A 22,795-nucleotide genomic window follows, 5' to 3' on the forward strand; every position below is an offset into this window, starting at 1 on the left:
AGGCGAACGCGGACGCGCTTGCCTTCGGCCTCGGGCGGCATGTGGCCCTCGTTGCGTTGCCAGGGCACGTCACGCCGCCCTCGCCTGCCGCGCGCCGACCGCGAGAGCATGGATCTGCTCGGCAAGTTCAGCCTGCTCGGTCGTCACCGCGGGGCCGTCGATCTGCAACAGTTCGTGCGCCGCATAGTCCGCCTCGGCCAGGTTCCTCTCGAGGTCCTGTTGCAGCTTGAGCCGCCGCGCCTGCGCCACCTGCTCTTCGCTGAGCCGAAACCCGCTGTAGGTCGCGCGCTGCTCTTCGGCGGGTGCTTCGCCGCCGCGCTGGCGTTCCGACCAGTTGAGCGCCTTTTCATCGGCCTCGGCGCACTGCGCGAGTTCTGCATCGAGCAAGCGCTTGGCATCGCCGACCGGCTTGGAGCCGTAGAGCTTGATCGCCCAGTTGCGGCGCTGGTGAGCCCAGAAGGTGATGGTCGCCGGGCCGCAGGGGTCTTTCTCGCGGATCGGGAAGCGATCTTCGCCGGGTTCGAGACGGTCGAGCGGGTCGAAGGGGGATGCGGAGGGCATCAGCGCTTCCTCTCGATCACCTGCACGACGTCGCCGACCGTGCGCCATTTGCTGTAGTCGTCGTCCTCCGTGTCCGTGCCGAGTTCGTCGTCGATCCGGATCGCTATTTCGATGACGTCGAGGCTGTCCGCGCCGAGGTCGTCGATCAGCTCGGCATCGTTGGTCGTGCGCTCGAGTGCGACGCCCAGGTGCTCGGCGATGATCTTGCGGACGCGCTCGGCGATGGTGATGGTGTCGGGCATCAGCGCGCCACCCTTCTGGCGCGGCGATGCCGACGCCTCACTCGCTGCGAATGCCGAACCATGTTCGTTCGCTTGCGAGGCCGGTCCTTGAGCGCCTTCTTCTTGGGGCGCAGATTGCCGGAGGGGTGACTCGGCGGCGTAGGCAGAGGTTCGAACGCCGCTAAGTCGAGCCGACAGGCCAATGCGGCGGCGGTGAGGCCCAGAATCCTCCTCATTCGCCCTTCTCCCCGCCCTGCAGCACCTTGCGCCGCTCCGCGAATTCCTTGTCGACCGCGCCCGCCGTCTCGTCGTCGAAGGCGATACGATGCTTGTTAACCCATTCCTGCTCCACCGCGGCGAGGCCCTTGACGTTCTTCGCGGCGGCGATCTGCTCGCGGACCTTGCGCAGCATTTCGTCGGAGACCGATTCCCCGGCTTGTTCGTCTTGCTCGGGCTTGCCTTCGGTTTCGGCTTCGTCGTCGTCGGTTTCGCCGGCGTCGAGCTTGCGCGCGGTTTCCTCGTCGACCTCGGTCATGCCGCGGCTGTCGCGGACCTCGCCGGTTTCGGGATCGTGCTGATCGTCCTGGTCGAGTTCGTCGTTCGACGGCAGTGCAACAGGCGCGTCGGGTTCGACGGCGTCCAGTGCAGCGACCGCAGAGCGCGCAGCCCGATCGATCTCGTCACCCTCGACGTCACGGAAAATGTCGCCGCTCATCGGCAGCACCTTGGAGTGGCGACGCATGACGGTCTTCTTCGCCATCTCGGCGAAGTGATCGACCCATGGGCCCTTCGGATCGATCGCTTTGCCCTTGTTGGCGCCGAACTTGACCGTCTGGCCTATCGCGCCGGTCTGGCTAAGCTGGCGGATCTTGTCGATCTCGCTGCGGCGCATGACTTCCGCCGACCAGGACCCGTCCTTGAACTTCACCAGCGAGAACGCGGCAACGATGTTCTCGTCGGCGGTTTCCTCGTCGGAGAGCGCGAGGTCCGGCCGGTAGCGCACCGGCGGTTCCATCCCGAGTTCGTACAGGAAGCGGCCGCTCTCGTATTCGGCCCGGTAGACCACGCCGACCTGCATCACGCTGATCTCGTCGGACTGCATGATCTTCTTCCGCAGGCCGTAGACCATCGGCATGTATTGGACCTGCTTGACGCTGATCCACTTGCCCTGCCCGTCCTTCTCGCGGGTGTTGAACGGCACCAGCGCGGCCTCGCGGCCATCGGGTAGCAGCCCGTCCTGCGCCGCCTTCATGCACGAAAGGATGAGGCTGCGGCGGTCGGCTTGCAAAATGGTCGGGTTCTGCTGCGCGGCCATCAGGACGGTGCGCTGCAAGTCCTCGGGCTTGATGTGCGATGGCAGGGCCATGCGGAACGATTCCGTGCGCTTTTCGAGCTCGTGCTTGAGTTCGATCATCGGCGACGGCTCGCGGGTGGCGAGGTTTTGAGCGGGGGCGTTCATCAGATGGTCTCCTGCTCGGCAGAAGCATCTTCGATCTGCTCGTGCTCGATGGTGGGGGAGAGTGACGCTGCGACGTTCTCGGCGAACTCAGCCGCGCTGCGAGCCATGCTATCGACGACGGCCTGCTGAATGATGCCCACGATGGGCTGCAGCATTTCGTCCGGGATTCCGATGTTGATATCGGCCGGATAGTTGCTTCCGCCATGCAGCTTGATCGCCGCGCTGTATTTGCCGTGGTTGGCGCCGAATTGCGGCTTGCTGATGTTGATGCTGACAATTTCCATGTCACTTGTCCTCCAGGAAGGATTGCAGGAGCGCGTCGTCGGCATCGTCGAGAGCATCGCGCTCGCGCTCCGGTTCGGCGACCCCTTCGGTTTCGGTTTCGGTTTCGGGTTCGAGCTTGCCGAGGACCGGCTTGCAGGCGAACGGCGGCGCTTCATCGCTGATCGAGACGACCTCGACGCGCTTCCAGCCATCGCCGCTGCGGTCCGGCACCTTCACGGTGTCGCCGATGGCTAGCGGCTCGCCCTCCCATTCGTAGGTGTAGGAGCGGGAATCCTCGGGGCGAAATTTACAGGCAACGAACTGCATGGGCGGGGTTCCTTTTCGGTTCGGGTAATTCAGCGAGCGAGCGCCTTGGCGCACTCGTCGATGCGCACGCCGGGGATGGCGGTCTGGCCCTTCGTGGCCTTGACGATGCGCTGGATGGCCTTGTCGATCGCTTCGCGAACCGAGGCGTCGTCCTTCACCTTGCGGAAGGCCTTGGAATAGTCCTCCACGGTCGAGATGTAGTCGACCTGCGTCGACACGGTCGCGCCGCCGTCGCTGCGCACCGGCTCAGGACGAGCGGCAACAGGCGGGGGCGGCGGCAGCGCTTCCTCGAGTTCGTTCTCGCGCGCCAACTCTTCGAGGCGGCGGCGCTCTTCCTCGGCCTTGCGCTGCTCTTCGATCTCCCGCTGGCGCTTCTCTTGCGCATAGCGGTTCATGTGCTGCTCGACCTTGCTGCGGGCGCCCGCGAGCCGTCCGGTCAGCGCGTTCTTCTCGGCGTCGCAGACGCGGCCTGCGGTGAGATACGGCGCCTTCACCTTGGTGTGCGTCTCGCTGACCAGCTTGTCGGTGGCACGAATGATGCGCACCATGTCGCCGGCTCGGCCGAGCGTTTCGTCGTCCGTGACCTGCACGCGGTCGGCGGCGGCTTCGATCTGGTCGAGGCGCGTGTCGAAGTCGGGCTTCGCGGTGAGCAATTCCTCGCGGAACTGCGCCTTCACGTCGTCCTCTGCGGGAGGGCGGTTGTGACCCATGCCGCCATCGGCTGGCTTTGCCGCTTCGGGCCAGGGTTGAACGTCATCGAATACAGGCTTGGTCGCCATGGTCTTTCTCCGTCAGAATGGCAGGGGCGTGCTCAAGAGGTCGTGCCGGGCGCGCGGGTCGGCGTATGCGGAATCGGGCGCATGCTCTTTCGCCCAGTCCTGGCGCTTGCAGGCGAGGCGGTAGTCACGCTCGGTAGAGGGATGCTTGGCGCAGACCGGCCAGACGCGCTCGACGTCGATCGGTTCGCCATTGAACAAGGCCTGCCAGCGCCATGACCGGTCCAGCTCTTCGCCGGTAACCGGGTCGTGCGGCGGGCCGTACCAGACCTTGACCACGCCCCAGACCGCGCCGCCGTGCAGGCGGAAGCGATAGAAGCCTTCGACCGGCGTCGAGGCGTCGAACCCCGCGCGAGCAGGCGCTGGCGCAGTGCTGTCAGTGTATGAGCGAAACGCGCGGCTCACCGCCCGTCTCCGATGCTACCACCGGCCTCTTCGGCGGTAGCGAGGGAAGCCGGCGCGGCTACTGGGGATGCGCCAGAGGACGGCTCGGGAAGGGTTGGAGGCGTGGCGATCCACACTCCCGCCAGCGCGGCGAACGCGAGCGCCATGGCGGCGGCGTCACCGGGGAGACTGCGGAGCAGGCCGAGGGCGCGGGCTTCGGCGAGGAGGTTGGCGACGGGGCGCATCACTGCTCGACCAGCGAAAGATCAGCCCCGACCGCGTTGCCGTCGCGCATCGTCCACGGCTCGACCGGGTCGAAGCCTTCGCCGACGCACACCTGCATCACGAGCTCGGGATATTCGGGATGTTCGCGCACGGACTTGCCGTCGGCGCCGCGCACCCATCCGGGGTTCGATTTCTTCCTGACCACGAACACGCTCAGCAGGTGCCGGCGCTCGGGGCGAAGGCTCGCGTCGCTGCGCAGCACGAGGATCGAGGACTTGTGCATCAGGCAGGTGCAGGCGCAATCCGCCGCATCCTTGGCGGTCTCGACCCATTCGGGCAGATCGACCGGCTTTGCCTCGTGGCGCGGGTTGCCCTGGTCTTCGGCGAGAACCTGCCACGCCTTGAACTGGACGGCGCGGAAGGCGCTGCCGGGGCGGGCTATGTGCTGCAGGACGCTCATGCTGCACCCCCGCAGGCATTCCGCAGGACGCCGAGGGCGAACTCGACAACGTCGGTGCGCTCCCAATCCCCTTCCATGGACTGAACGCAGCGCCTGAGCGCCTCGACCAGCTTCGCATGGCTGTTCGCCGCCCGCACGATGAACTCGGCATTGGCCACCGCAACCGAGCGCGATTGGCTATCGTCTGCCTCGTCGATTGTCCGACACACGAAATCGAAGGTGTGGTGCGTCGTGCCGTCGATTATCTCGCCGTCGACGTTGCCGATGACCGTGGTCTGGCCTTCAAGGTCGAAGTCGTGCTTGACCTGCCACGGGGTGCCGGTGGGAGAGATCGCGCTCACGCCGCGAGCCTCCCCGCCCCGTGCTTCGCCAGCATCAGCGCGTCCCAGTAGGAAAACCCCTTGCCCACGAGCCGCGAGATTTCAGCCTGCTCGGCCCTGTGTCGGCGCTGCTCGGCGGCGGCTTTCTCGAACTCGGGAATGCGTGAGGAATGGCGCAGCGAGCACGCCGCGGTGACAACCTGCTCGACGCGGTAGGTCACGCCCTCGCTCGGCTGCCACGCCGCATCGGCCTCGGCATCCTCGCGACGGGCGTAGTACGTCTGGCCCTGCTGGATGCGACCGCCGCACTCCGACACGATCACAAAGCCGTAGGCGCTGCCGGCGCCGTAGCGTTCCTCGGCGGTCAGGCCGAAGTTGTCGCGGATGGTGGGGGACTGGCTTTGCATCGGCTATCTCCGTTCGTTGGAGATATATATACCGATACGGTATTAACGCGTCAACACAGAATATGCCGTTATGGTATGTTTTTTGGCGCCGCTATCGTTTTGCCTTCATCTTCTTCGCCCGGATTCGAGCGATGGCCTTATCCCAATCGTCCGCCCAGCCCCCGGCCTTCGCCTGTTCGCAAAGCTCGATTGCGCGATCAAAGTTGCCGCGTTTCTCTTCGATGATGCGAAGCTGCCGAAAGCACGCGTGGGCGGGAACGGAGCCGAAGAACTCCTTTGCTTCCATCGCCGCTTGCTCGTGAATCGCAATGCACATCTCGCAGGCCGCGATCGCCTTCTCCAGCGCGCCCGGCACGCTGTCGCGCCACCGGTAAAAGACCGCGCAATGGTTCGCGAGGGCGAAATGACGGTCGAGAGCAGAGATGGCCGGGGAGTAGAACTCAACCGACTTTTCGAGGAATGCTATCGCGCAGTGCTCGTGGCCGGGTGTGCTGAACCATGTCGCCAGCATCGAGAGATAGGTGAACGGGCTGGTTTCGGTGTGGCAGCCCCACCCTTCCACGAGCCGCCGATCAGCTTGAGCGACTCGTGCGGCTGGCGGAGCGATACTGGCGACGACGCCGAGCGGGGCATATGTCTCCGCCATCCAGTCTCGATCGGCCTTGGAGAAGGTCTCAAGCCACCAATCCTGAAGGCCTAAGGCAGCGATGTCCCCACCGGCGACCTCGTGACCAAGGATGGGCTGGCTACGACCTCGGAGCCAGCGCGCGATCACTCGCTGCAGCTGAAAATGAGCACGGCGTAGTTGGAACCTGAAGCCAGGCCCTGCTGCGTAGTATTGCCCTCGACCTGCAGTCGTTTCCCTTGCGCACTGCAGAATCGCGCCGCGTGCTCGGCGACGTTGCCAGAGAGGATATCCATCTCCGAAAGCGAGTATTGGCCGCCACCGAGGCTCTTGACCGCTCCATTCGATGCCGGGTCCATCGAAGCGCACCCAGCGAGGCCAATCGCGATCAAGGAGAGAGTGGGTACGAGATACCGCATTTCAGCATGCTCCATCTGCGAGAACTATTCGGGTCGAACCGACGAGACGACGACCGCGGCGATGCGAATTTCCCGAATGCCAGGCTCAGGCTCGCCTACACGATAGGGTGAGTGGGCCGGGTTTGTCGAGCGAGGCACCAGCCAGAGCTCCCCGTCTTGCTCGACAAGCTCTTTCACGGTGGCCTCAACCTCGCCGCTCTCGTTGGTGCGAACAACAACAACGCGCTTGCCGGGCTCAGGCTCGACGTGCCCGAACACCGACACGCATTCGACGATGGTTCCCGGGGGATAGAGCACGTCCATGCTGTCGCCCACCACGCGCAAGCCGAACCGATGTTCCGGCGCCGCAGTCACATCGGAGCGACCGGTGAAGCTCTGCCATTCGTCCTGCGGCATCTCCAGCGCTGCACGCCAGACGCCGGCTGCGACTTCACCCTTCACGAACAGCCGCGGACCGATCGGGACTGCGACGGTCTCGTCGATCAAGGATCCGGGGTCGACGTCGAGCGCTTTCGCCAGCTCGATAAGCTGACCGAGATCCGGCTCGCGCTTTCCGGTTTCCCATCGCTGGACCGTCGGCTGCTCTACGCCAAGGCGTTCCGCAAGCGTGGCCTGCGTAAATCCCTTTGCCTTCCGAATCGAGGCCAAGCGGTCCAAATACCCCATCGGCATATTCTGCCCGCCCAGGAAAATGGGCGGTATAGCCAGACTGGTATTGCCATAGCATACCGTTTCGGTATATTCCGCGCTCATGGCCACCTACCGAGAGACACTCAACGCATACCTGAAGCGTGAGGAAAACAGCGAGGCAACGCTGGCCGAAAAGGCTGGCTGCACGCAGGCTTCAATCAACCGATATCGGAACGGGAAGCGCTTCCCCGATATCGAGCAGGCGCGAAAGATCGCCGCCGCCACAGACGGCGAAGTCTCGCTTGAGCTTTGGCAAAGCGATTTTCTTCGGCGCTCTGGTCTCACCCCCACCGGCGAAGCGGAGGCGGCATGAGCGCGCGGCAACCCATCTTCACAGGAGCACCCTATGCCTTGGCCACCCGAATGGTCCGTCGTCATCCTGTGTGCACTCCTCATGCTCTACGGCTTCTGGTTGTCGGCGACCGAAAGACGCTTGCGGCGCAGCGTGCGCGAGCTGGAGGACATCGTCAGACGTATCCATCGCTGAGCGTTCCGGTTCGACAAACCCAGGTCGAACGTCGCTGTTTCGCCGGCCCGAACATGCCAATCGAGCCTCAATGGCGAAGGCACCCGAACCACCTTAGGCGGGGTGTATTCCCATCCCTCGCCGGGCGCGTGCCGCGTCTCGATGAAATCTGCCTTGGCCTCTGCTCGATCGATGAACAGGTCTTCGTTCAGCCGGTTGACGACTGTGATCGTGACGAAGGGGTGTTCCGGGTTCCATGCCGCTCGCACGATGGGCATCGCTTGCCGCGCTTCGGCGCGCTTGCGCTCGAACCACGTCGCAGCCGCCCCGCTCATTGCCATAGCGGTCAGCACGACGCCAACCCACTCCGGTGTGATCTGCATGCGGCAGGATTCCGTAACGGCTGTCCAGAGTCCAGCCCCGAACAGGCCGCCGCATGAGCGCGCCGGAGCCTTTCACCGCGGAGCAGATCGCCTTCCTTCGCCAGATGATGGCCGAAGAGGTCGAGATCGCGGTTGCGGCGGGCGTCGGCGACACACGCCGCCTGCTCGACGGTATTCCGCTCATCCGGGCGGAGATGGCGCTTCAGGCCTTGCCGGGAGAGACCCGCAAGGAGCAGCTCGTTCGTGCCAACGAAGACGCGTCGAACCGCGTCAACGAGGAACACGGCGTTCAGCGCTGGTTGGACGGCCTCAGGAGCGACATCGAAGAGCAATTGCGTCGAGGGTCTGCTTAATATGGTCAGCGAGCATATCTCTGTCGGCCTTGCTGCTGATTCCGGGTGCCGGGTATCCGCGCGACCTGATGTAATCGATGTCTTGCTGGACGAATATTTTCCGCTCCGCGAGGCGTTCGATGATGCCGAACGCGAGGTCCATGCTCGTGCGGGCGATGAGGTAAGCGTCTTCGCTCGTATTCGTGTTGGCCATAGCCATTCCCTTCGTGCTGTCTTCGACTCCAGCACGATAGCCGAAGCGGGGAGCGATGGAAGCGCTCCCCGTGGAGGCGCCGCATGATCGACACCGCCTCCCCTCCCGGTTCGTACAGGTCCGCACTCAACCCCGCCGCAAGCTGCAAGGCCTGCGCGCAGAGCGTCTGCGGCTGCGAGGATCTGGTCTACGCGGGCGTCGTCCCGCCCCTCACACCGAACGATGCGGCGGACGCGACCCCCGCCGCGTCTCCCCGCCGGGGCGTCTCCCCTCCTCCTTCGTACGTCCCGGCGGGGCTTTCTCTCGACACAGTTTTTCACCCTGCGGAGAATGCCCGTGCGTAGCGACAATGTCCTGTTGCCGATCGCCATGCCGACGCAAAAGCAGTTGCGCGATGCGATAGCGAACATCATCCGCGACATTCAGCGCGATCACGGCGAAACCGACCAGTGCACCGCCGACCGCGTGGGCGTTTCCATCGGCACGGTGCGCAACGCCCGGAACGAGACGGCCGACCTCAACGCTCTGACCATCGCCAAGATCGGCGCGGTCTACGGCGCTCGCTACGTCGATCCCTACAACGCGCTCTACGGAGCGACCGCGCATCCGCTCTCCACCTCTGAGGTCGATCCACTGAGCGATATGGCGCGGGCCGTCGCGACAATTTGCGACATGCGCCGGGCGGACAGTCCGGGCGGCTCTACGGAGTTGCCGAAGGAAAAGCTGGACGCGCTGCCTAGCCTGAAAGCCGCGGCCGCTTCGTTGACGGCTTACATCGCCAGCATCGAACGACTGCGAGCGGCGGCATGACCGGCGGCTCGCAGCAACTCCGGCAGTTTCGCATCGCTATCCGCTCAGGCGCGACTCTCGAGGAAGCCTCCGCAGCGACGGGCGGCATCATCGGCCCCGACGAGGGCCGCATTCACCTCGCAGCCGACGCGAAAAATCCCCCGCCGCCCGAGGCTTTCGAATTGCTCGGACACAATCACCCACCAGAGGAACCCGCCATGGCCAATACCACCGACGACCGCCTGCGCCTGCTGATCGAGCGCATCGAACGCCTTGAGGAAGAAAAGAAGGGCATCGCCGACGATATCCGCGACGTTTACGCCGAGGCCAAGGCGGTCGGCTATGACGCCGCCCTTGTTCGCAAGGTCGTGAAGCTTCGCAAGATGCAGGCCGACGCTCGCGCGGAAATGGACACGGTGCTGGCGACCTACTGCGCCGCCGTGGGTTTGCAACTCGACCTCCCGCTCGCCGTCGCCGCCTGACGTGCATCCGATTGTGCTCCCATTCCCCCCGTCCAGCCTATCCGGCCACGCGAAGGGGCACTGGCGCGCGAAATCCGGGCCGACTGCGAAGCATCGCGCGTGGGCCCGCGATGCCACGCTAGCTGCCCGTCCGATCATTCCGACCGAAGGCGATATCGCCATGCACATTCACTTCGTGCCGCCCGACCGACGCGGTGACCGATGCAACTTCTGGAATCGCTGCAAGCCGTACATCGACGGCATTGCGGAAGCGCTCGGCATCAACGACGCGCGGTTCCTGCCATCCATGTCATTCGCGCAACCGGAGAAGCCGGGGCGTGTCGAGGTGACTATCGGGCGAGCCGGAGAAGTGCTGCGGCCGGCGCTGGGGGCGGCACAATGAACGCGCCCACATCCTATCTCGACTTCGTCGCCGCCAAGGCAGTTGCCGCTCCGAAGCAAGGATTTGCGATCGAAGCCGGTGAGGTGAACCCGATCCTTCATCGCCATCAGCCGGTCCTAGTGAAGTGGCTGGTCGAAGGCGGGCGCCGCGCGCTGTTCGCAAACTTCGGCCTCGGCAAGACGATGATTCAGCTCGAGGCGATGCGCCTCGTCGCTGAGGCTGTGCACGCCCGCGACGGCGGCGAATGGCCGGCGTGTTTGATCGTCATCCCGCTCACAGTGGTGACCGAGTTCAAGCGCGATGCGGCCAAGCTCGGCATTCCGGTGTGCTTCGTGCGCACCACGGACGAGATCCTCACGGCGCGCGGGGTCGAGGGTTTCCGCGGCATCTTCCTGACCAATTACGAGAGCGTGCGCGAGGGGAAGATCGACACGTCGATACTCACCGGCGTCTCGCTCGACGAGGCGAGTTGTCTGCGCGGCTTCGGCGGCACGAAGACCTTCCGCGAGTTCATGGCGCAACTCGCCGGCGACGACCGGCGCGGCGATGCGACGATCAAGGGCGAAGGCATCCCATTCCGCTTCGTCGCTACCGCCACGCCGAGCCCGAACGAGTATGTCGAGCTGCTCGCCTATGCCGCGTTCCTGGGCGTGATGGACGTGGGGCAGGCCAAGACCCGGTTCTTCAAGCGCAACAGCGAGAAGGCCGATCAGCTCACGATCCACCCGCACAAGGAAGACGAGTTTTGGCTTTGGGTGAACAGCTGGGGCGCATTCATCCAGCGGCCGAGCGACCTTGGCTTTTCAGACGATGGCTACGACCTGCCGCCGCTCGACGTGCGCTGGCATGAAGTTCCGAGCGATCACTCGCGCGCCGGCGCCGAAAAGGACGGGCAGCAGCGGTTACTCAAGACCGACGCGATCGGCGTCGTCTCTGCCGCGGCCGAGAAACGCGAGAGTTTGCCAGGCCGGGTCGAGAAGTTGCTCGAGCTCCGCGCCGAGGATCCCGATGCGCACCGGCTTATCTGGCACGACCTCGAGGCCGAGCGTCACGCGATCGAAGCGGCGGTGCCGGGTGTCGCATCTGTTTACGGCGCACAGCCCCTCGACGAGCGCGAACAGACCATCCTCGCGTTCAGCGACGGCGAGGTTCAGGAGCTTGCAGCCAAACCGGTGCTCGCCGGCAGTGGCTGCAACTTCCAGCGTCACTGCGCCTGGTCGATATTCCTCGGCGTCGGGTTCAAGTTCAACGACTTCATCCAGGCCATTCACCGGGTTCAGCGCTTCCAACAGACGAAGCGCGTTCGGATCGACCTGATCCACTCCGAGGCGGAGCGCAGCGTGAAGGACGTGCTGCTGGGCAAGTGGAAGCGGCACGACGAGATGTGCGCCCGCATGAGCGAGATCATCCGGCGCTACGGGCTCGGCCTCGAAGGCGCAAAGGACGTCCTGGCCCGCTCAAGCGAGGATGGGAGCGGAGCGGCTTGCGAGGAAGGGCCGGATTGGAAAGTCTGGCGCAACGACACCGTTCTGCAGACGGCGCAGCTGCCCGAGAGCAGCGTCGGCCTGATCGTCACCAGCGTGCCGTTCTCGACGCAGTACGAATACACGCCGAGCTACAACGATTTCGGCCACAGCGACGACAACGGGCATTTCTTCCGGCAGATGGACTACCTCTCGCCCGAATTGCTGCGGGTGCTGAAACCTGGCCGCAAGCTCTACGTCCACGTGAAGGACCGGACCCGGCCTGGCGGGCTCGAGGGCGTGGGTTTTCAGACGGTCGATCCATTCCACGCCGACTGCATCCAGCACTACCGGCGCCACGGGTTCTACTACATGGGCATGATCACCGTCGAAACCGACGTGGTCAGGGAGAACAACCAGACCTACCGGCTCGGATGGAGCGAGAAGTGCAAGGACGGCAGCCGCATGTCGGTCGGAATGCCGGAATACGTCCTGATCTTCCGCAAGGCGCCGACTGACAACAGCGATGGTTACGCCGACGATCCTGTGGTGCACGACAAGACCGACTATCCCCGCGGCCGCTGGCAGACAGATGCCCACGCCAAATGGCGCAGCAGCGGCGACCGGCTCCTTGGACCTGAGGATTTCCGCGGGCTCGACGCCAAGGGCATCTTCCGCAAGTGGCGCGAGCACTCGACGTCGAGCGTCTACGACTACGAGAGCCACGTCGCGATCGCTCAGTCGCTCGACGAGGCGAAAAGCCTGCCCCCCGGCTTCGCTCTTCTCCCGCCGCATGCATGGCACCCCGAGGTGTGGAGCGATGTAGCGCGCATGCGCACGCTCAACGGCGAGCAGGCGGCCAAGGGACGCGAGATGCACCTGTGCCCGCTGCAGTTCGATATCGTCGACCGGATTATCGAGTTCGACAGCAACCCCGGCGACGTAGTCTACGACCCGTTCGGCGGGCTGATGACGGTTCCTCTGCGCGCCGTGATGAAGGGCCGCGTCGGTTGGGCCAGCGAGCTCAACCCGGGCTATTTCGCGGACGGGGTGCGCATCCTTCGCGAGAACGACGCGAAGCGCAGCGCACCGACGCTGTTTGACCTGATCGATGCTGGTACGCGTGAATCGGCCGATACCGAAGTGGAGGCCGCTTAATGTCTCCCTACAGCGCCGCAGCATACAACCGGCACAAGGTCTACAAACTCCTCTGCCGAGCGGCCGACAAGGACCGTCCATGCCCTACGAACAACGATATTGCCGCGGATGCGGGCTTCAACAGCCCGGCAACGTCTTCACGCATTATCTCCGACCTGGAGAACGCGGGCCTGATCGAGGTGAGACGAGAGGCGAACGGGCGTAAAATCCGCATTTGCGACACTGGGCAGACGATCGCTACGCGGCCCCACTCAACGCCGTCCCGACTGCCTCGTTTTCGCCCGAAGGCTGAGGAAATAGTCGAGTTGCGCCAGGACGCGGCGGAACGACGCCGCACCTATGAGCTCGAAATGCTCCGTGAAGAGCAGCGCCGCTACGCCTTGCCGCGCATGAGTAAGCCGCTTTCGGATATGCCGGCATGAACCATCCCATCGCCCGCTACAGCGATCTGTGGTTCCGCATGAACGCGCCGCGAGCCGAAGAGCTGCTGCTCGATCTTGCGCGGGGCTGGCAGCCGCCTTTGCCGACATCGGCCGAACTCGATGAAATTCACCGCGAGGCGATGCGCGCGATCGCCATCCTGCCCGATCCTTACGAATACGCGATGCAGTTGCCGCCCGAGCTCGCCGACGAACTGAGGCAGGCGTTCAAGTCGAAGAAGAACGAGCACAGCGGAGAATGGCGCATCAGTGGGCCTTTCATGGACGATTGCTTCGCCTGGGGCCTGTGTACCAGTGACGGCTTCCTGGGGACCTTTGGCATCGCCGTGCGGCGCGAAATCATGGCGGACGAGGAATGAGTTTGCCGGACCCTCTTGTCCCCTCGGAGGTCGATTTGCAGGACTTCCCGTTCATGCCATTGCAGGTAGCGAGGCTGCGCGACAGCGACCTCGCGGCCGAAGAGGAACCGGAGACGTGCTGGTACGCGGTGCTGCTCTGGGCAGCCTCGTGGCACCAGATTCCGGCCGGCAGTCTGCCCGACAATGACACCGTTTTGATGCGCCTGGTCGGGCTCGGACGCGACAAGCGGACATGGAACAAACACCGAAAAGGAGCCCTTCGAGGCTTCGTTTTGTGCAGTGACGGACGACTTTATCACAAGACAGTCGCAGAACAGGCCATCGAAAGCTGGACAGGCAAGTTGCGCCAAAGGCATCGGACTTTCTGCGCCGCGGTGCGCCAGCACAATGCCCGCAACCCGGAAAATAAGCTGCAATCTCCGTCATTTGACGAATGGGAAGCGCTCGGTCGTCCCGCGAGCGTAGCCGAGAACGTCACGGACCTGTCACGCGTACAGGAGGACAATGTCACGCGTGACAAAGGCTCCAAGGGACAGGGACAGGGACAGGGACAGGGACATCCTAGTAATACGTTAGAACCTGACGGTTCTAACGCCGCTGACGCGGCGTCGGCTGAAAAGTCCCCTCAGGCGATCGATGCCGTCAAGATCATCTTCGACACCGGTGTTCGCCAACTGGCGGTGAGCGGGAAGCGCGATGCCGAAGCCAGATCGATCATCGGCCGATGGCGAAAACAATTCGGCGACAGCATCGTCCTCGCCGTCCTCCCGCGGTGCGAGGTCGAGCGACCAAGCGACCCCCTCGAATGGATCAGCAAGGCCCTCCAGGCGGAGGCCAGAAAGGCAGCAGGAAACGGTTATGGAAACTCAGATCGACAAGGTCGCGGCGGAAGCACCCGCAGTGCAGCGCAACTCGCACTCGAACGACTTCATCAAGGCTAGCGAGATCGTCCCTCAACTAGCAGCTTGCCTTGCGCTCGTGAGGCCGGTCAGCATGTCCGAGGATGCCGCGGCCGAGTGGCTCACCGTCGCCGCTGCGGAACTCGCAGGCTACCAGCGGGCGCTTGTTCTCGCCGGGCTCACCGATGCCCGGAAGCGGTGCACATACCACGGGCAGATCGTGCCCCACGTCATCAACTGGATGGAGGAAGCTACGCCATGGCGCCTCGGTAAACCGCTCGCTCGGCAGCTGTCGGCGTCGGACCGGCAGGACCTTCCGCCGCCCTCGGTGCAAGGGTTGATCGCCAGTGCCACACGATCACTTGCCGCGAATGGACGAGGCTCGAACCGCGATGGCTGACAATCCGCCCCGCAATCCCGGTGAGGACCTGGTCGCGTACCGCAATCGCTGCCTTCGAGCGCGCGGCCGAAACGACGTGCGCTGGCGCTACAACGGGCGCGGCGGGACCGAGCTTGTGGACGTTCACGTCTCACGAAATCCGAACCTACGGCCCGATGGGGAGACGCTGCTATGATCCCGAACGCCGAATGCGGAACCTGCGCGTTCTGGAACCTCGCCCCACTCGTGAAGCGCGCCGATGGCATCGCGGTCGGCGAGTGCCGCGGCCTCGCGCCGAAGCTGATCCAGACCGCCGACATGCGCCAGCACGCCAGCTTCCCGCTGATGCGCCAGGGCGAGTGGTGCGGGGAGCATGCGACGATTGCGGAAGGAGAAATCCAGTGACCGAAGCGATGATAGTTCGTCCCGCCCCTGGCCCCGTCAACGTCCTCGCATGGGAGGCAATCTCGAGCATGCCTGAGGATTGCCGCGATGGCCGGCCGGTGCTGCTGTGGTTCGATGACGGGCATCCCGAGCTTTGCTCGTGGGAGGGTGATTGGCTCGACGCAGTTGGCCGCAAGGTTGCGCATGTGACGCACTGGGCCGATGTTACCGGGCCTGGAGGTGAAACGTGTCTGGGCCACTGAAGAACGCGCGCCATGAACGCTTTGCACAGGAGTTGGCGAAAGGGAAATCTGCGTGTGACGCTTATACAGCCGCGGGGTACAAGGAAAGCCGCTCGGCCGCCTCACGCCTATCAACAAATGTGAACATCGCGCGACGGGTGAAGGATCTGGTGGAAAGTGGCGCGAACAAGGCGGAAATCGACATTGCCCGCGTTCTGAAGGAGCTTGCCCGCCTTGGCACGTCCGACATTCGGAAGCTATTCGATGAAAGTGGGAGCCTGCTCGCAATCACCGATCTGGACGACGAGACCGCAGCGGCCGTGGCTTCGGTCGAGGTTGTGACGCGTACCCTTCCCGGCGAGTCGGATGACGAGCTTGACCCGCAGCCGCATGGTGGCGCGCTGGCCCGCAGGCGCAATGCCAAGGTGGAATACGTCCACAAGCTGAAGTTCTGGGACAAGAATAGCGCTTTGGAGAAGATCGCGAAGCATCTAGGTATGTTCATTGACCGTCACGAACACACCGGCCGCAACGGCGGCCCGATCCAAACCGAAGATCGCACCACAGCGTCCCTCATCGAGGAAGCCAAGCGCCTTGGCATCGATCCCCAAACTCTCGGACTCTAACGACCGTGCCGCGCGCATGTCCCTGCTTGCCGGGGTGGTGGCGCACAGGAAGCGTGCCGCACTGGCACCGGAAGGCAAGCTGCTCGATTTCACGCGCTGGTACTTCCCAGAGCGCGAGGGGATGGACTTCATCGAAGGGCCACACCATCGGGTCATAGGAGAGACGCTCGACCGTGTTCTGGCCGGGGAGATCACGCGGCTGATTATCACCCTTCCGCCGGGCTACACGAAGACCGAGGCCGCGGTCGTCAATTTCATCGCCAAGGGCTTCCACATCAATCCGAAAGCCCGGTTCATTCACGCCACGTTTTCCGACGATCTGGCGCGAGAGAACAGCGACAAGGTCAAGTCGCTCATCGCCCTGGAAAGCTACCAGTCGATCAAGGAGGTCGGCATTCGGCACGACAGCAGCGCGAAGGATCGATGGAAAACGACCGAGGGCGGCGGTGTTCTGGCGAAGGCTGCGGGCGGGCCTATCACCGGCTTTCGTGCGGGCTACATGGACCGAACGATCTTCACCGGGGCGCTGGTGATCGACGATCCGCTCAAGCCCGACGATGCGTTCTCCCCAGCCAAGCGCAAGACCGTGAACCAGCGCGCGACGAACACGTTTCGCTCGCGCTTGGCGCATGAACGGGTGCCGATCATCGTCATCATGCAGCGGCTTCACGCGGACGATTTTGCCGGGCACCTGCTCACCGGAGGCTCGGGCGAGAAGTGGCACCACCTGAACCTGCCCGTGGTCATCAACAATTCCGACGATTACCCGGTCGAATGGACGTACGGCATCCCGATTGAACACAACCTGCCGGACGGCCCGCTGTGGAAAGAAAAGCACAACGAACGCGAGATCGAAGTGCTCAAGGCCGATGCCTACACCTTCGCCAGCCAATACATGCAGCGCCCCGTCTCAATCGAAGGCGCGCTGTTCGACATGGACGGGTTCAAGTGGTGGCACGAGCTGCCGCCGATCGAGTGGTATTCGATATACGCCGACACGGCCCAGAAGACTGCCGAGCGCAACGACTTTTCGGTCATTCAGCTATGGGGCAAGGCAGAGACCGGGATCTACCTCGTCGACCAGGTGCGGGGCAAATGGGAAGCACCGCAGCTAGACGACATGGCGCTCGCATTCTGGGCCAAACACAAGGGCAAGCACGTTCGCGGCTTCAACGTCGAGGACAAGGCGTCGGGCACGGGGCTTATCCAGTCTCTGCGCAAGAAGGGCGTCCCCGTCATCGGCATCCCGCGCGACCGCGACAAATATACCCGGGGCCTCGACGCCGCGCCGTGGATCGCGACGGGCATGGTTCACCTGCCGGCCGATATGGACGGGGTGACCGTTCCGCTCCGCGCTGAGTTGCAGATGTTCGACGGTCTCGGCACCGGCCATGACGACCAGGTCGATCCGCTCATGGATGCGATTGCCGATATGCTCGCGGAGACCAACGCGAAGGCGGGCTGGTTCCTCTGACGCAACATAATTGCGCGGCGCTGCAATATCGCGTAACTATCTGGCATGTCCACGCACGGAACCCTGCTCGGCAATGCGTACGACCGCTCGCGCGAATTGCTCCGGCGCTTCTTTCCCTTCGCCTACACCATGAGCACGAAGCACGACTACGCGAAGGACTACGGGTGGCCTGAAGAGCTCGGTTTCGAGCAGTTCTACCGGCTCTACACCCGCTCCGGTCTCGCTGCTGCTGCTGTGGACAAGACCATCGGCAAGACGTGGCAGACCATGCCCGCGCTCTGGGAAAGCGAGGAACCTGCCGAAAGCCCGGCAGAGGCCGCGATCCGCAAGCACTTCGCGCGGCGCAAAATCTGGCGCCAGCTCATGGAGGCCGACCGGCGTTCGATGGTGGGCGAGTATGCCGGCGCGATCATCCTGCTGCGCGACGGCAAGGATCTGGCCGAGCCGGTAGACCGGGTAGCGCGCGGTATCGAGAACGTGGTCGGCATCATTCCGGCGTGGCAGGGCCAGCTGACCGTCGCGGAATGGGACACCGAGCGGCAGAGCGAGACTTACGGCGAGCCCATGTGGTTCCAGTTCGACGAACAGGCCGTGGGCAACCCTGCGAGCACGAACAACAGCCAGCTTCGCATTCACCGCGACCGCATGCTGATTTTCTCGGACGATGGGACGCTCAACTGCCGTTCCGCGCTTGAGCCGGGCTACAACGACGTGTCCGACGCGGAGAAGATCAAGGGCGCGGGCGGCGAAGGGTTCTGGAAGTCCTCGCGCGGCGCGCCTGTTGTGGAGACGAAGGAGGGCACATCCCTTCAGGATATCATGCGCGGGATGGGAGTGGCGACGCAGCAAGAAGCTCGCGATGAGCTGAACCAGAAGGCTGCAGATTTCCAGGCGGGATTCGATAACTTTCTCATGCTCGGTGGCTTCTCGGCTAAACCGATGACGATCACGCTCCCCCAGCCCAAGGAGTTCTGGGAGCCGTGCGTCCAGTCGTTCGCGGCTTCGATGGGCATCCCGTTCAAGGTGCTCGTGGGCAACATCACCGGCGAGCGCGCCAGCACCGAGGATGCGCAGGAGTGGGCGCAGACGAACATGTCGCGGCGCGAGAACCGCGTCCTTCCGATTCTGTACGAGTTCGTCGAGCGCCTTGTGGCATGGGGCGTGCTCGAAAAGCGCGACTGGACGATAGGTTGGGATTCGCTGCTCGAAGATAGCCCCGACGACAAGCTCGGCCGGGCCAAGACCATGGCTGATATCAACAGCTCGCTCAGCAATGAGCCAGCCTTCCTGCCCGACGAAATCCGCGAGGCTGCTGGGTTCAAGCCCGCCGATGAGATCGATGGCTGGGACGAGTTCCTGGCCGAGCGCGAGGACCGTATGCGCCGCGCCGCCGAAGATGGGACTAGTGCGCCAACCGATGAGGTGACCGAATAATGCCTGCGCCAGATGGAGACCAGACCGGCAACGCGCGCTTTCGCAAGCATTGGAGCGGGCGGCTGATCTTGCAAGTCGAGTACGAGCGCTTCCGCGATGAAGCCTTAGGTGGCTCCGTTCTCGCGTGGCGCGATGCGACCGACCATGACCTCTATCGCACCCGCTGGATGCGTAAACACCGTGGCCTAGAGCCTCTGATCTGAAAGGACTGATCATGTCCCGCACCGTCCGCGTCAACGTCCGCCACGCGATCGACAACAGCGCCATCCGCCGCGAACGCCGCGATGGCCGCGACTACATCGTCGTGCCCAGCGCCACCATGCCAGACGGCATAGTCATGAACCGGGTGCGCTATCCGGCCGACGAAATCGCCAAGTCGTTTGGCAGTCTCGAGAACACGCCTGCCCCGCTCGGGCACCCGACCATCGAAGGCGCGTTCGTCTCGGCAAAGGACCCGGAAGGACTGGCCCGGGGGTGGATCGGCGCATGGAACCGCAACGCACGGCGCGAGAATGGCCGCGTCTGGCTCGACAAGGTGATCGACGTTGCCACCGCCAACCAGCTCGACGGGGGCAAGACCGTGCTGGCGGCAATCGAAAAGGGCGATCCGGTTCATTCCTCGACCGGCCTCTACTGCCTACTGACCGCGGTGCAGGGCGACGACGAAGCGGATTGGGAGGCGTCGGACATCGTTTTTGACCATGATGCGATCTTGGTGGGCGAGGACGGAGCGGCGACGCCGGAGCAGGGCGTAGGCCTGATGGTCAACGCCGCAGCCGCCCCGGATGGCGAGAAAATCGACGTCATCAACTGCACGATGGAAGAGGATATCGACCGCGAAATCGGTTGGTCGTTGGACAGTATGTTTCGCGCCGTTGAAAGAAAAGAACGTCTAGGCTTGCTTGAACAGGCCAAAAATTATATCACTAGGTTGATCCAGGGCGACCCGACGCCCGAAACCACCGAGGGTTCGGCCCTCAACGCGAACGAGGAAGCCATGGACAAAGCGCAGTTCGATAAGCTTTCGGGGGAGGTGGCGGCGCTGTCCGATACCGTCGCCGGGCTCGACGAAAAGATCACCACCGCAGTCGGAAACGCGCTCAAGCCCGTGACCGACGCTATCGAAGCTCAGGCCAAGGCCGCTGCCGACAAGGCCGAGGCCGACCGCCTCGAACTGGTCAACCAGGTCGTCGAGGCCGGGCTGCTGGCCGAGGATGTCGCCAAGGACGCCGCCGCTCCGGTGCTCAACGCGCTGCTCGAAAAGAGCAAGGGTGCGGCCCCCGCATTCCGTGTGAACAATGCGTTCACTCCCAAGGGCGACAAGCCCGGCTTCACCGCTCCGAAGGGGGATGACTGATCATGGCGCGCTTCAACAAAATCTTCCTCGGCCCGACCGAAAAGAACAAGCCGCAGGTCCGCGAGGCCATCGCAGCTGCCGCGCTCAAGCCTGGCCGGCTCGTCGTCATGTCGTCGGGCGAGTTTGCGCTCGCCGGCGCATCAACGGTGGGACAGGTCTTGCTTGTGCAGGACAATTATCTCGCCATGAAGGACGTCGATACCGACTGGGCGGCCGATGACCGCGCGGTCGCGATCGAGATGCAGTCTGACGAGCTCTATGCCGCGCGCATCGCCAACGGCGTCAACATCGCCGCGATCGGGACGGCCCTGACGCCCGCTGCGAACGGAACGCTTGGCATTGCCAGCACATCCGACCTCGTCGTCGCCTATTCGGCCGAGGTCTACAACAACAACTCGGGCAGCGAGCAGCTGCTGATGATCCGGCCGGCAGGTAGCCAGTCGTATCTCTCGGCCGCGTAAAGGGGGTCTCTGAAAATGCGTTACTTTGACCAGCAGCTCATTGCTAACAACCCCCGCCAGCATGGCGCATGGTGGGGTGAACTTAGCCTCGTGCGCGAGCATTTTCACCAGACCGAGGATGGCCTCGCAGCGATCGGCAACGCCGCCGCAGTCCTTCCGCGCGATGCGTGGCTCGATCTCGACAGCATCACCCGCCGCGTCATGCGCTCGGACGAAGGCCAGGTCTGGATGGCCGACCTCATGCCGCTCGCGAAGCCGGTCAACATCGGCAAGCTCGTGCACCTGAACCGCGTGTCTGGTGATGCAGGTCGCGTCGTTCGCAGTATGTCGGGCCAGGTGCCGGTCACGCTCGACAAGGTAACTTATGCCTTCCGCGGCACGCCGGTCCCGATATTCGCATCGGGCTATGGCCGCGAATGGCGCGAGTGGAACACTCTGCAGAACGAAAACTTCGATGCCCTGGCGGACGACCAGGAAGCGATCACCGCAAAGCTGCGCCGCGACAATGCGCTCTACGTGCTCGACGGTGACGCCAGCATCGTGGTTGAAGGTTATACCGCCTATGGTATCCGCACGTCGCAATATTCGAAATCGATCGATCTCGGTTCTGGTGGCGCCAATATCGACCTCGCCGCATCGGCGACGACCTCGGATGCGATCGAGGCGTTCATCAACGGCGCGTTCGGGACGATGCTGGACGACAATTTTGTCACCATGCCGGTCAACCTCTACATCTCGCCGGAGATTGCGCGGAACTGGGATCGCCCCTATTCGCTCGCCGGTGGGTTCAAGGGTGGCTCACTCCGCGACCAGATCCTCGGCAATCGGCGTATCGCCAAGATCGAGGTCAGCTTCGAGCTTTCGGACAACGAGTTCTTCGGCTTCGTGCCGAGTGCCGAATATATCCGCCCGCTCGTTGCGATGGCTACCTCGACGGTCGCCATGCCTCGCCAGCATCCGCGCGCGAACTATCAGTTCGAGGTCTGGAACGCGATGGGCATTGAAATCCGCGCCGACGTCAATGGCCGGTCGGGCGTGTTCTACTCGGTCGAGCTTTAATCGACAGCATAAGGAGCGACTTTGATGCGAATCCGCCTCACCGCTGAACCGACCGGCATCTATGGTGCCAAAGGTCAATTTCCGACCGGGACCGAGCTAGACGTAAAGGACGTTCCGGCGGGCTGGGCTGGCCGCTATATCGTTGTCGGCGAGGATCCGAAGGAAGGCTCGGTTGCCCTCACCGGCAAGAACAAGGCGCAGCTGCTCGAGATCGCCAAAGCCGAAGGTGTCGAGGTCGAGGACGACGCGACCAACAACGACATCAAGTCGGCGATCGAGTTGGCGCGCGAGGAAGCCGCCAAGGCCTGAATACCCTCTCTCCCCAACTCGGGCCGCTGCTCTAACCGGGGCGGCGGCCCTTTTCGTAAGGACCGACATGGCGAGCTACGGCACAGACGAAGGGTTCACCACCTGGCTCGCAGAGCAGGGCTACACGCTGCCCGACGGTGCGCCCACCTCCGCCGTGCTCCGCGCGCGAGGGACGGCCTATGTCGATGGCTACGAGGCGTACTGGACCGGCACTCGCACGGACGGCGTAGCGCAGGAGCTGGCATGGCCCCGCACCGCGGCGACGATGAACTGCACCGTTGCGATTGCCGACGACGTCATTCCGCCCGCCGTGGTGACTGCGACCTATCGCGCCGCGTGGCTCGAGGCGCAGACGCCGGGGGTCTTGATCGGATCTGCGGGCAATGCCGGATCGCGCGTGAGGCGGCAAAAGGTCGAGAGCATCGAGCGCGAATTCTTCGACGATGGCAAGGCCGAGGTAGGCAGCGGCCCGTCGTTCATCGACAGCCAGATCGACGGCCTGCTGAGCGCGTTCATCTGCGATGGGAAAGATGGACCGTTCCTGTGGACACTGGGCAACTAAGGA

General features: G+C 63.8%; 35 protein-coding genes. 21 read left to right on the top strand and 14 right to left on the bottom strand.

Going from position 1 to position 22,795, the window contains the following annotated elements:
* Positions 1 to 69: 69 nt before the first annotated feature.
* The 13 genes from Q7I88_RS13565 to Q7I88_RS13625 all read right to left on the bottom strand — a co-directional run bounded on the left by Q7I88_RS13565 (position 70) and on the right by Q7I88_RS13625 (position 7,201).
* A complete protein-coding gene (locus Q7I88_RS13565) occupies positions 70 to 561 on the bottom strand; it encodes a hypothetical protein (RefSeq protein ID WP_305096440.1) in 492 nt (163 codons plus the stop codon).
* On the bottom strand, positions 561 to 803 hold the full coding sequence (locus Q7I88_RS13570) for an acyl carrier protein (protein WP_305096441.1): 243 nt from the start codon (positions 801 to 803) through the stop codon (positions 561 to 563). The genes Q7I88_RS13565 and Q7I88_RS13570 overlap by 1 nt, the downstream gene beginning before the upstream one ends.
* A 211-nt stretch (positions 804 to 1,014) precedes the next feature.
* Positions 1,015 to 2,241, bottom strand: a complete 1,227-nt coding sequence (locus tag Q7I88_RS13575) for a recombinase RecT (protein ID WP_305096442.1) — start codon at positions 2,239 to 2,241, stop codon at positions 1,015 to 1,017.
* The gene (locus Q7I88_RS13580) at positions 2,241 to 2,525 is read right to left on the bottom strand and encodes a hypothetical protein (protein WP_305096443.1); all 285 of its coding nucleotides are present in this window, start codon (positions 2,523 to 2,525) and stop codon (positions 2,241 to 2,243) included. Before Q7I88_RS13580 ends, Q7I88_RS13575 begins: the two co-directional genes overlap by 1 nt.
* Before the next feature lies 1 nt (position 2,526).
* The gene (locus tag Q7I88_RS13585; RefSeq protein ID WP_305096444.1) at positions 2,527 to 2,832 is read right to left on the bottom strand and encodes a hypothetical protein; all 306 of its coding nucleotides are present in this window, start codon (positions 2,830 to 2,832) and stop codon (positions 2,527 to 2,529) included.
* 29 nt (positions 2,833 to 2,861) lie between these two features.
* Positions 2,862 to 3,611, bottom strand: coding sequence for a hypothetical protein (locus tag Q7I88_RS13590; RefSeq protein ID WP_305096445.1), 750 nt, complete (start codon positions 3,609 to 3,611; stop codon positions 2,862 to 2,864).
* Between the two features lie 12 nt (positions 3,612 to 3,623).
* Entirely contained in the window at positions 3,624 to 4,013 is a 390-nt protein-coding gene (locus Q7I88_RS13595; protein ID WP_305096446.1) for a hypothetical protein, read from the bottom strand.
* A 223-nt stretch (positions 4,014 to 4,236) separates the two neighbouring features.
* Complete coding sequence (locus Q7I88_RS13600) at positions 4,237 to 4,677, bottom strand: hypothetical protein (RefSeq protein WP_305096447.1); 441 nt, start codon at positions 4,675 to 4,677, stop codon at positions 4,237 to 4,239.
* Complete coding sequence (locus Q7I88_RS13605; protein ID WP_305096448.1) at positions 4,674 to 5,018, bottom strand: hypothetical protein; 345 nt, start codon at positions 5,016 to 5,018, stop codon at positions 4,674 to 4,676. Before Q7I88_RS13605 ends, Q7I88_RS13600 begins: the two co-directional genes overlap by 4 nt.
* Positions 5,015 to 5,404, bottom strand: a complete 390-nt coding sequence (locus Q7I88_RS13610) for a hypothetical protein (protein WP_305096449.1) — start codon at positions 5,402 to 5,404, stop codon at positions 5,015 to 5,017. The genes Q7I88_RS13605 and Q7I88_RS13610 overlap by 4 nt, the downstream gene beginning before the upstream one ends.
* 91 nt (positions 5,405 to 5,495) lie before the next feature.
* Complete coding sequence (locus tag Q7I88_RS13615; RefSeq protein WP_305096450.1) at positions 5,496 to 6,179, bottom strand: hypothetical protein; 684 nt, start codon at positions 6,177 to 6,179, stop codon at positions 5,496 to 5,498.
* Positions 6,176 to 6,463 (bottom strand): hypothetical protein, encoded by a 288-nt coding sequence (locus Q7I88_RS13620; RefSeq protein WP_305096451.1) that lies wholly within the window; start codon positions 6,461 to 6,463, stop codon positions 6,176 to 6,178. Before Q7I88_RS13620 ends, Q7I88_RS13615 begins: the two co-directional genes overlap by 4 nt.
* Positions 6,464 to 6,472: 9 nt before the next feature.
* Entirely contained in the window at positions 6,473 to 7,201 is a 729-nt protein-coding gene (locus Q7I88_RS13625) for a LexA family protein (RefSeq protein ID WP_305096452.1), read from the bottom strand.
* On the opposite strand from Q7I88_RS13625, the gene Q7I88_RS13630 reads away from it, so the two are divergent.
* Positions 7,200 to 7,451 (top strand): helix-turn-helix domain-containing protein, encoded by a 252-nt coding sequence (locus tag Q7I88_RS13630; RefSeq protein ID WP_305096453.1) that lies wholly within the window; start codon positions 7,200 to 7,202, stop codon positions 7,449 to 7,451. The genes Q7I88_RS13625 and Q7I88_RS13630 overlap by 2 nt on opposite strands.
* A gap of 86 nt (positions 7,452 to 7,537) precedes the next feature.
* On the opposite strand, the gene Q7I88_RS13635 is transcribed toward Q7I88_RS13630, so the two are convergent.
* Positions 7,538 to 7,987 (bottom strand): hypothetical protein, encoded by a 450-nt coding sequence (locus Q7I88_RS13635; protein ID WP_305096454.1) that lies wholly within the window; start codon positions 7,985 to 7,987, stop codon positions 7,538 to 7,540.
* 53 nt (positions 7,988 to 8,040) lie between these two features.
* Here Q7I88_RS13635 and Q7I88_RS13640 point away from each other — a divergent pair, with 53 nt between their 5' ends.
* The 20 genes from Q7I88_RS13640 to Q7I88_RS13735 all read left to right on the top strand — a co-directional run bounded on the left by Q7I88_RS13640 (position 8,041) and on the right by Q7I88_RS13735 (position 22,792).
* Entirely contained in the window at positions 8,041 to 8,340 is a 300-nt protein-coding gene (locus tag Q7I88_RS13640; protein WP_305096455.1) for a hypothetical protein, read from the top strand.
* Positions 8,341 to 8,869: 529 nt separating this feature from the next.
* The gene (locus Q7I88_RS13645) at positions 8,870 to 9,343 is read left to right on the top strand and encodes a hypothetical protein (RefSeq protein ID WP_305096456.1); all 474 of its coding nucleotides are present in this window, start codon (positions 8,870 to 8,872) and stop codon (positions 9,341 to 9,343) included.
* Between the two features lie 197 nt (positions 9,344 to 9,540).
* Positions 9,541 to 9,804, top strand: a complete 264-nt coding sequence (locus tag Q7I88_RS13650; RefSeq protein ID WP_305098615.1) for a DUF2312 domain-containing protein — start codon at positions 9,541 to 9,543, stop codon at positions 9,802 to 9,804.
* Positions 9,805 to 9,964: 160 nt separating this feature from the next.
* Positions 9,965 to 10,186, top strand: coding sequence for a hypothetical protein (locus Q7I88_RS13655; protein ID WP_305096457.1), 222 nt, complete (start codon positions 9,965 to 9,967; stop codon positions 10,184 to 10,186).
* Positions 10,183 to 12,807 (top strand): DNA methyltransferase, encoded by a 2,625-nt coding sequence (locus Q7I88_RS13660; RefSeq protein WP_305096458.1) that lies wholly within the window; start codon positions 10,183 to 10,185, stop codon positions 12,805 to 12,807. The genes Q7I88_RS13655 and Q7I88_RS13660 overlap by 4 nt, the downstream gene beginning before the upstream one ends.
* A complete protein-coding gene (locus Q7I88_RS13665; RefSeq protein WP_305096459.1) occupies positions 12,807 to 13,229 on the top strand; it encodes a helix-turn-helix domain-containing protein in 423 nt (140 codons plus the stop codon). The genes Q7I88_RS13660 and Q7I88_RS13665 overlap by 1 nt, the downstream gene beginning before the upstream one ends.
* On the top strand, positions 13,226 to 13,606 hold the full coding sequence (locus Q7I88_RS13670) for a hypothetical protein (RefSeq protein WP_305096460.1): 381 nt from the start codon (positions 13,226 to 13,228) through the stop codon (positions 13,604 to 13,606). Before Q7I88_RS13665 ends, Q7I88_RS13670 begins: the two co-directional genes overlap by 4 nt.
* On the top strand, positions 13,603 to 14,547 hold the full coding sequence (locus Q7I88_RS13675; protein WP_305096461.1) for a DUF1376 domain-containing protein: 945 nt from the start codon (positions 13,603 to 13,605) through the stop codon (positions 14,545 to 14,547). Before Q7I88_RS13670 ends, Q7I88_RS13675 begins: the two co-directional genes overlap by 4 nt.
* A 52-nt stretch (positions 14,548 to 14,599) precedes the next feature.
* Positions 14,600 to 14,905, top strand: coding sequence for a hypothetical protein (locus Q7I88_RS13680; RefSeq protein WP_305096462.1), 306 nt, complete (start codon positions 14,600 to 14,602; stop codon positions 14,903 to 14,905).
* 171 nt (positions 14,906 to 15,076) lie between these two features.
* Complete coding sequence (locus Q7I88_RS13685) at positions 15,077 to 15,289, top strand: hypothetical protein (protein WP_305096463.1); 213 nt, start codon at positions 15,077 to 15,079, stop codon at positions 15,287 to 15,289.
* Complete coding sequence (locus Q7I88_RS13690) at positions 15,286 to 15,531, top strand: hypothetical protein (RefSeq protein ID WP_305096464.1); 246 nt, start codon at positions 15,286 to 15,288, stop codon at positions 15,529 to 15,531. The genes Q7I88_RS13685 and Q7I88_RS13690 overlap by 4 nt, the downstream gene beginning before the upstream one ends.
* Positions 15,516 to 16,136, top strand: coding sequence for a terminase small subunit (locus Q7I88_RS13695; RefSeq protein WP_305096465.1), 621 nt, complete (start codon positions 15,516 to 15,518; stop codon positions 16,134 to 16,136). Before Q7I88_RS13690 ends, Q7I88_RS13695 begins: the two co-directional genes overlap by 16 nt.
* A 16-nt stretch (positions 16,137 to 16,152) precedes the next feature.
* Positions 16,153 to 17,610, top strand: coding sequence for a phage terminase large subunit (gene terL, locus Q7I88_RS13700; protein WP_305096466.1), 1,458 nt, complete (start codon positions 16,153 to 16,155; stop codon positions 17,608 to 17,610).
* 45 nt (positions 17,611 to 17,655) lie between these two features.
* Positions 17,656 to 19,044 carry an anti-CBASS protein Acb1 family protein gene (locus tag Q7I88_RS13705; protein WP_305096467.1) on the top strand — a complete coding sequence of 463 codons (1,389 nt, stop codon included), beginning with the start codon at positions 17,656 to 17,658 and terminating at the stop codon, positions 19,042 to 19,044.
* Positions 19,044 to 19,247, top strand: a complete 204-nt coding sequence (locus tag Q7I88_RS13710; protein ID WP_305096468.1) for a hypothetical protein — start codon at positions 19,044 to 19,046, stop codon at positions 19,245 to 19,247. Before Q7I88_RS13705 ends, Q7I88_RS13710 begins: the two co-directional genes overlap by 1 nt.
* 11 nt (positions 19,248 to 19,258) lie before the next feature.
* On the top strand, positions 19,259 to 20,401 hold the full coding sequence (locus tag Q7I88_RS13715) for a hypothetical protein (protein ID WP_305096469.1): 1,143 nt from the start codon (positions 19,259 to 19,261) through the stop codon (positions 20,399 to 20,401).
* Between the two features lie 2 nt (positions 20,402 to 20,403).
* Positions 20,404 to 20,862, top strand: coding sequence for a hypothetical protein (locus Q7I88_RS13720; protein WP_305096470.1), 459 nt, complete (start codon positions 20,404 to 20,406; stop codon positions 20,860 to 20,862).
* Positions 20,863 to 20,877: 15 nt separating this feature from the next.
* The gene (locus tag Q7I88_RS13725) at positions 20,878 to 21,921 is read left to right on the top strand and encodes a major capsid protein (protein ID WP_305096471.1); all 1,044 of its coding nucleotides are present in this window, start codon (positions 20,878 to 20,880) and stop codon (positions 21,919 to 21,921) included.
* A 24-nt stretch (positions 21,922 to 21,945) separates the two neighbouring features.
* Positions 21,946 to 22,230, top strand: a complete 285-nt coding sequence (locus tag Q7I88_RS13730; protein ID WP_305096472.1) for a hypothetical protein — start codon at positions 21,946 to 21,948, stop codon at positions 22,228 to 22,230.
* A gap of 67 nt (positions 22,231 to 22,297) precedes the next feature.
* The gene (locus tag Q7I88_RS13735) at positions 22,298 to 22,792 is read left to right on the top strand and encodes a DnaT-like ssDNA-binding protein (RefSeq protein ID WP_305096473.1); all 495 of its coding nucleotides are present in this window, start codon (positions 22,298 to 22,300) and stop codon (positions 22,790 to 22,792) included.
* The last annotated feature ends 3 nt before the right edge of the window (positions 22,793 to 22,795 follow it).

Source organism: Croceibacterium aestuarii (assembly GCF_030657335.1).
GTDB lineage: Bacteria > Pseudomonadota > Alphaproteobacteria > Sphingomonadales > Sphingomonadaceae > Croceibacterium_B > Croceibacterium_B aestuarii.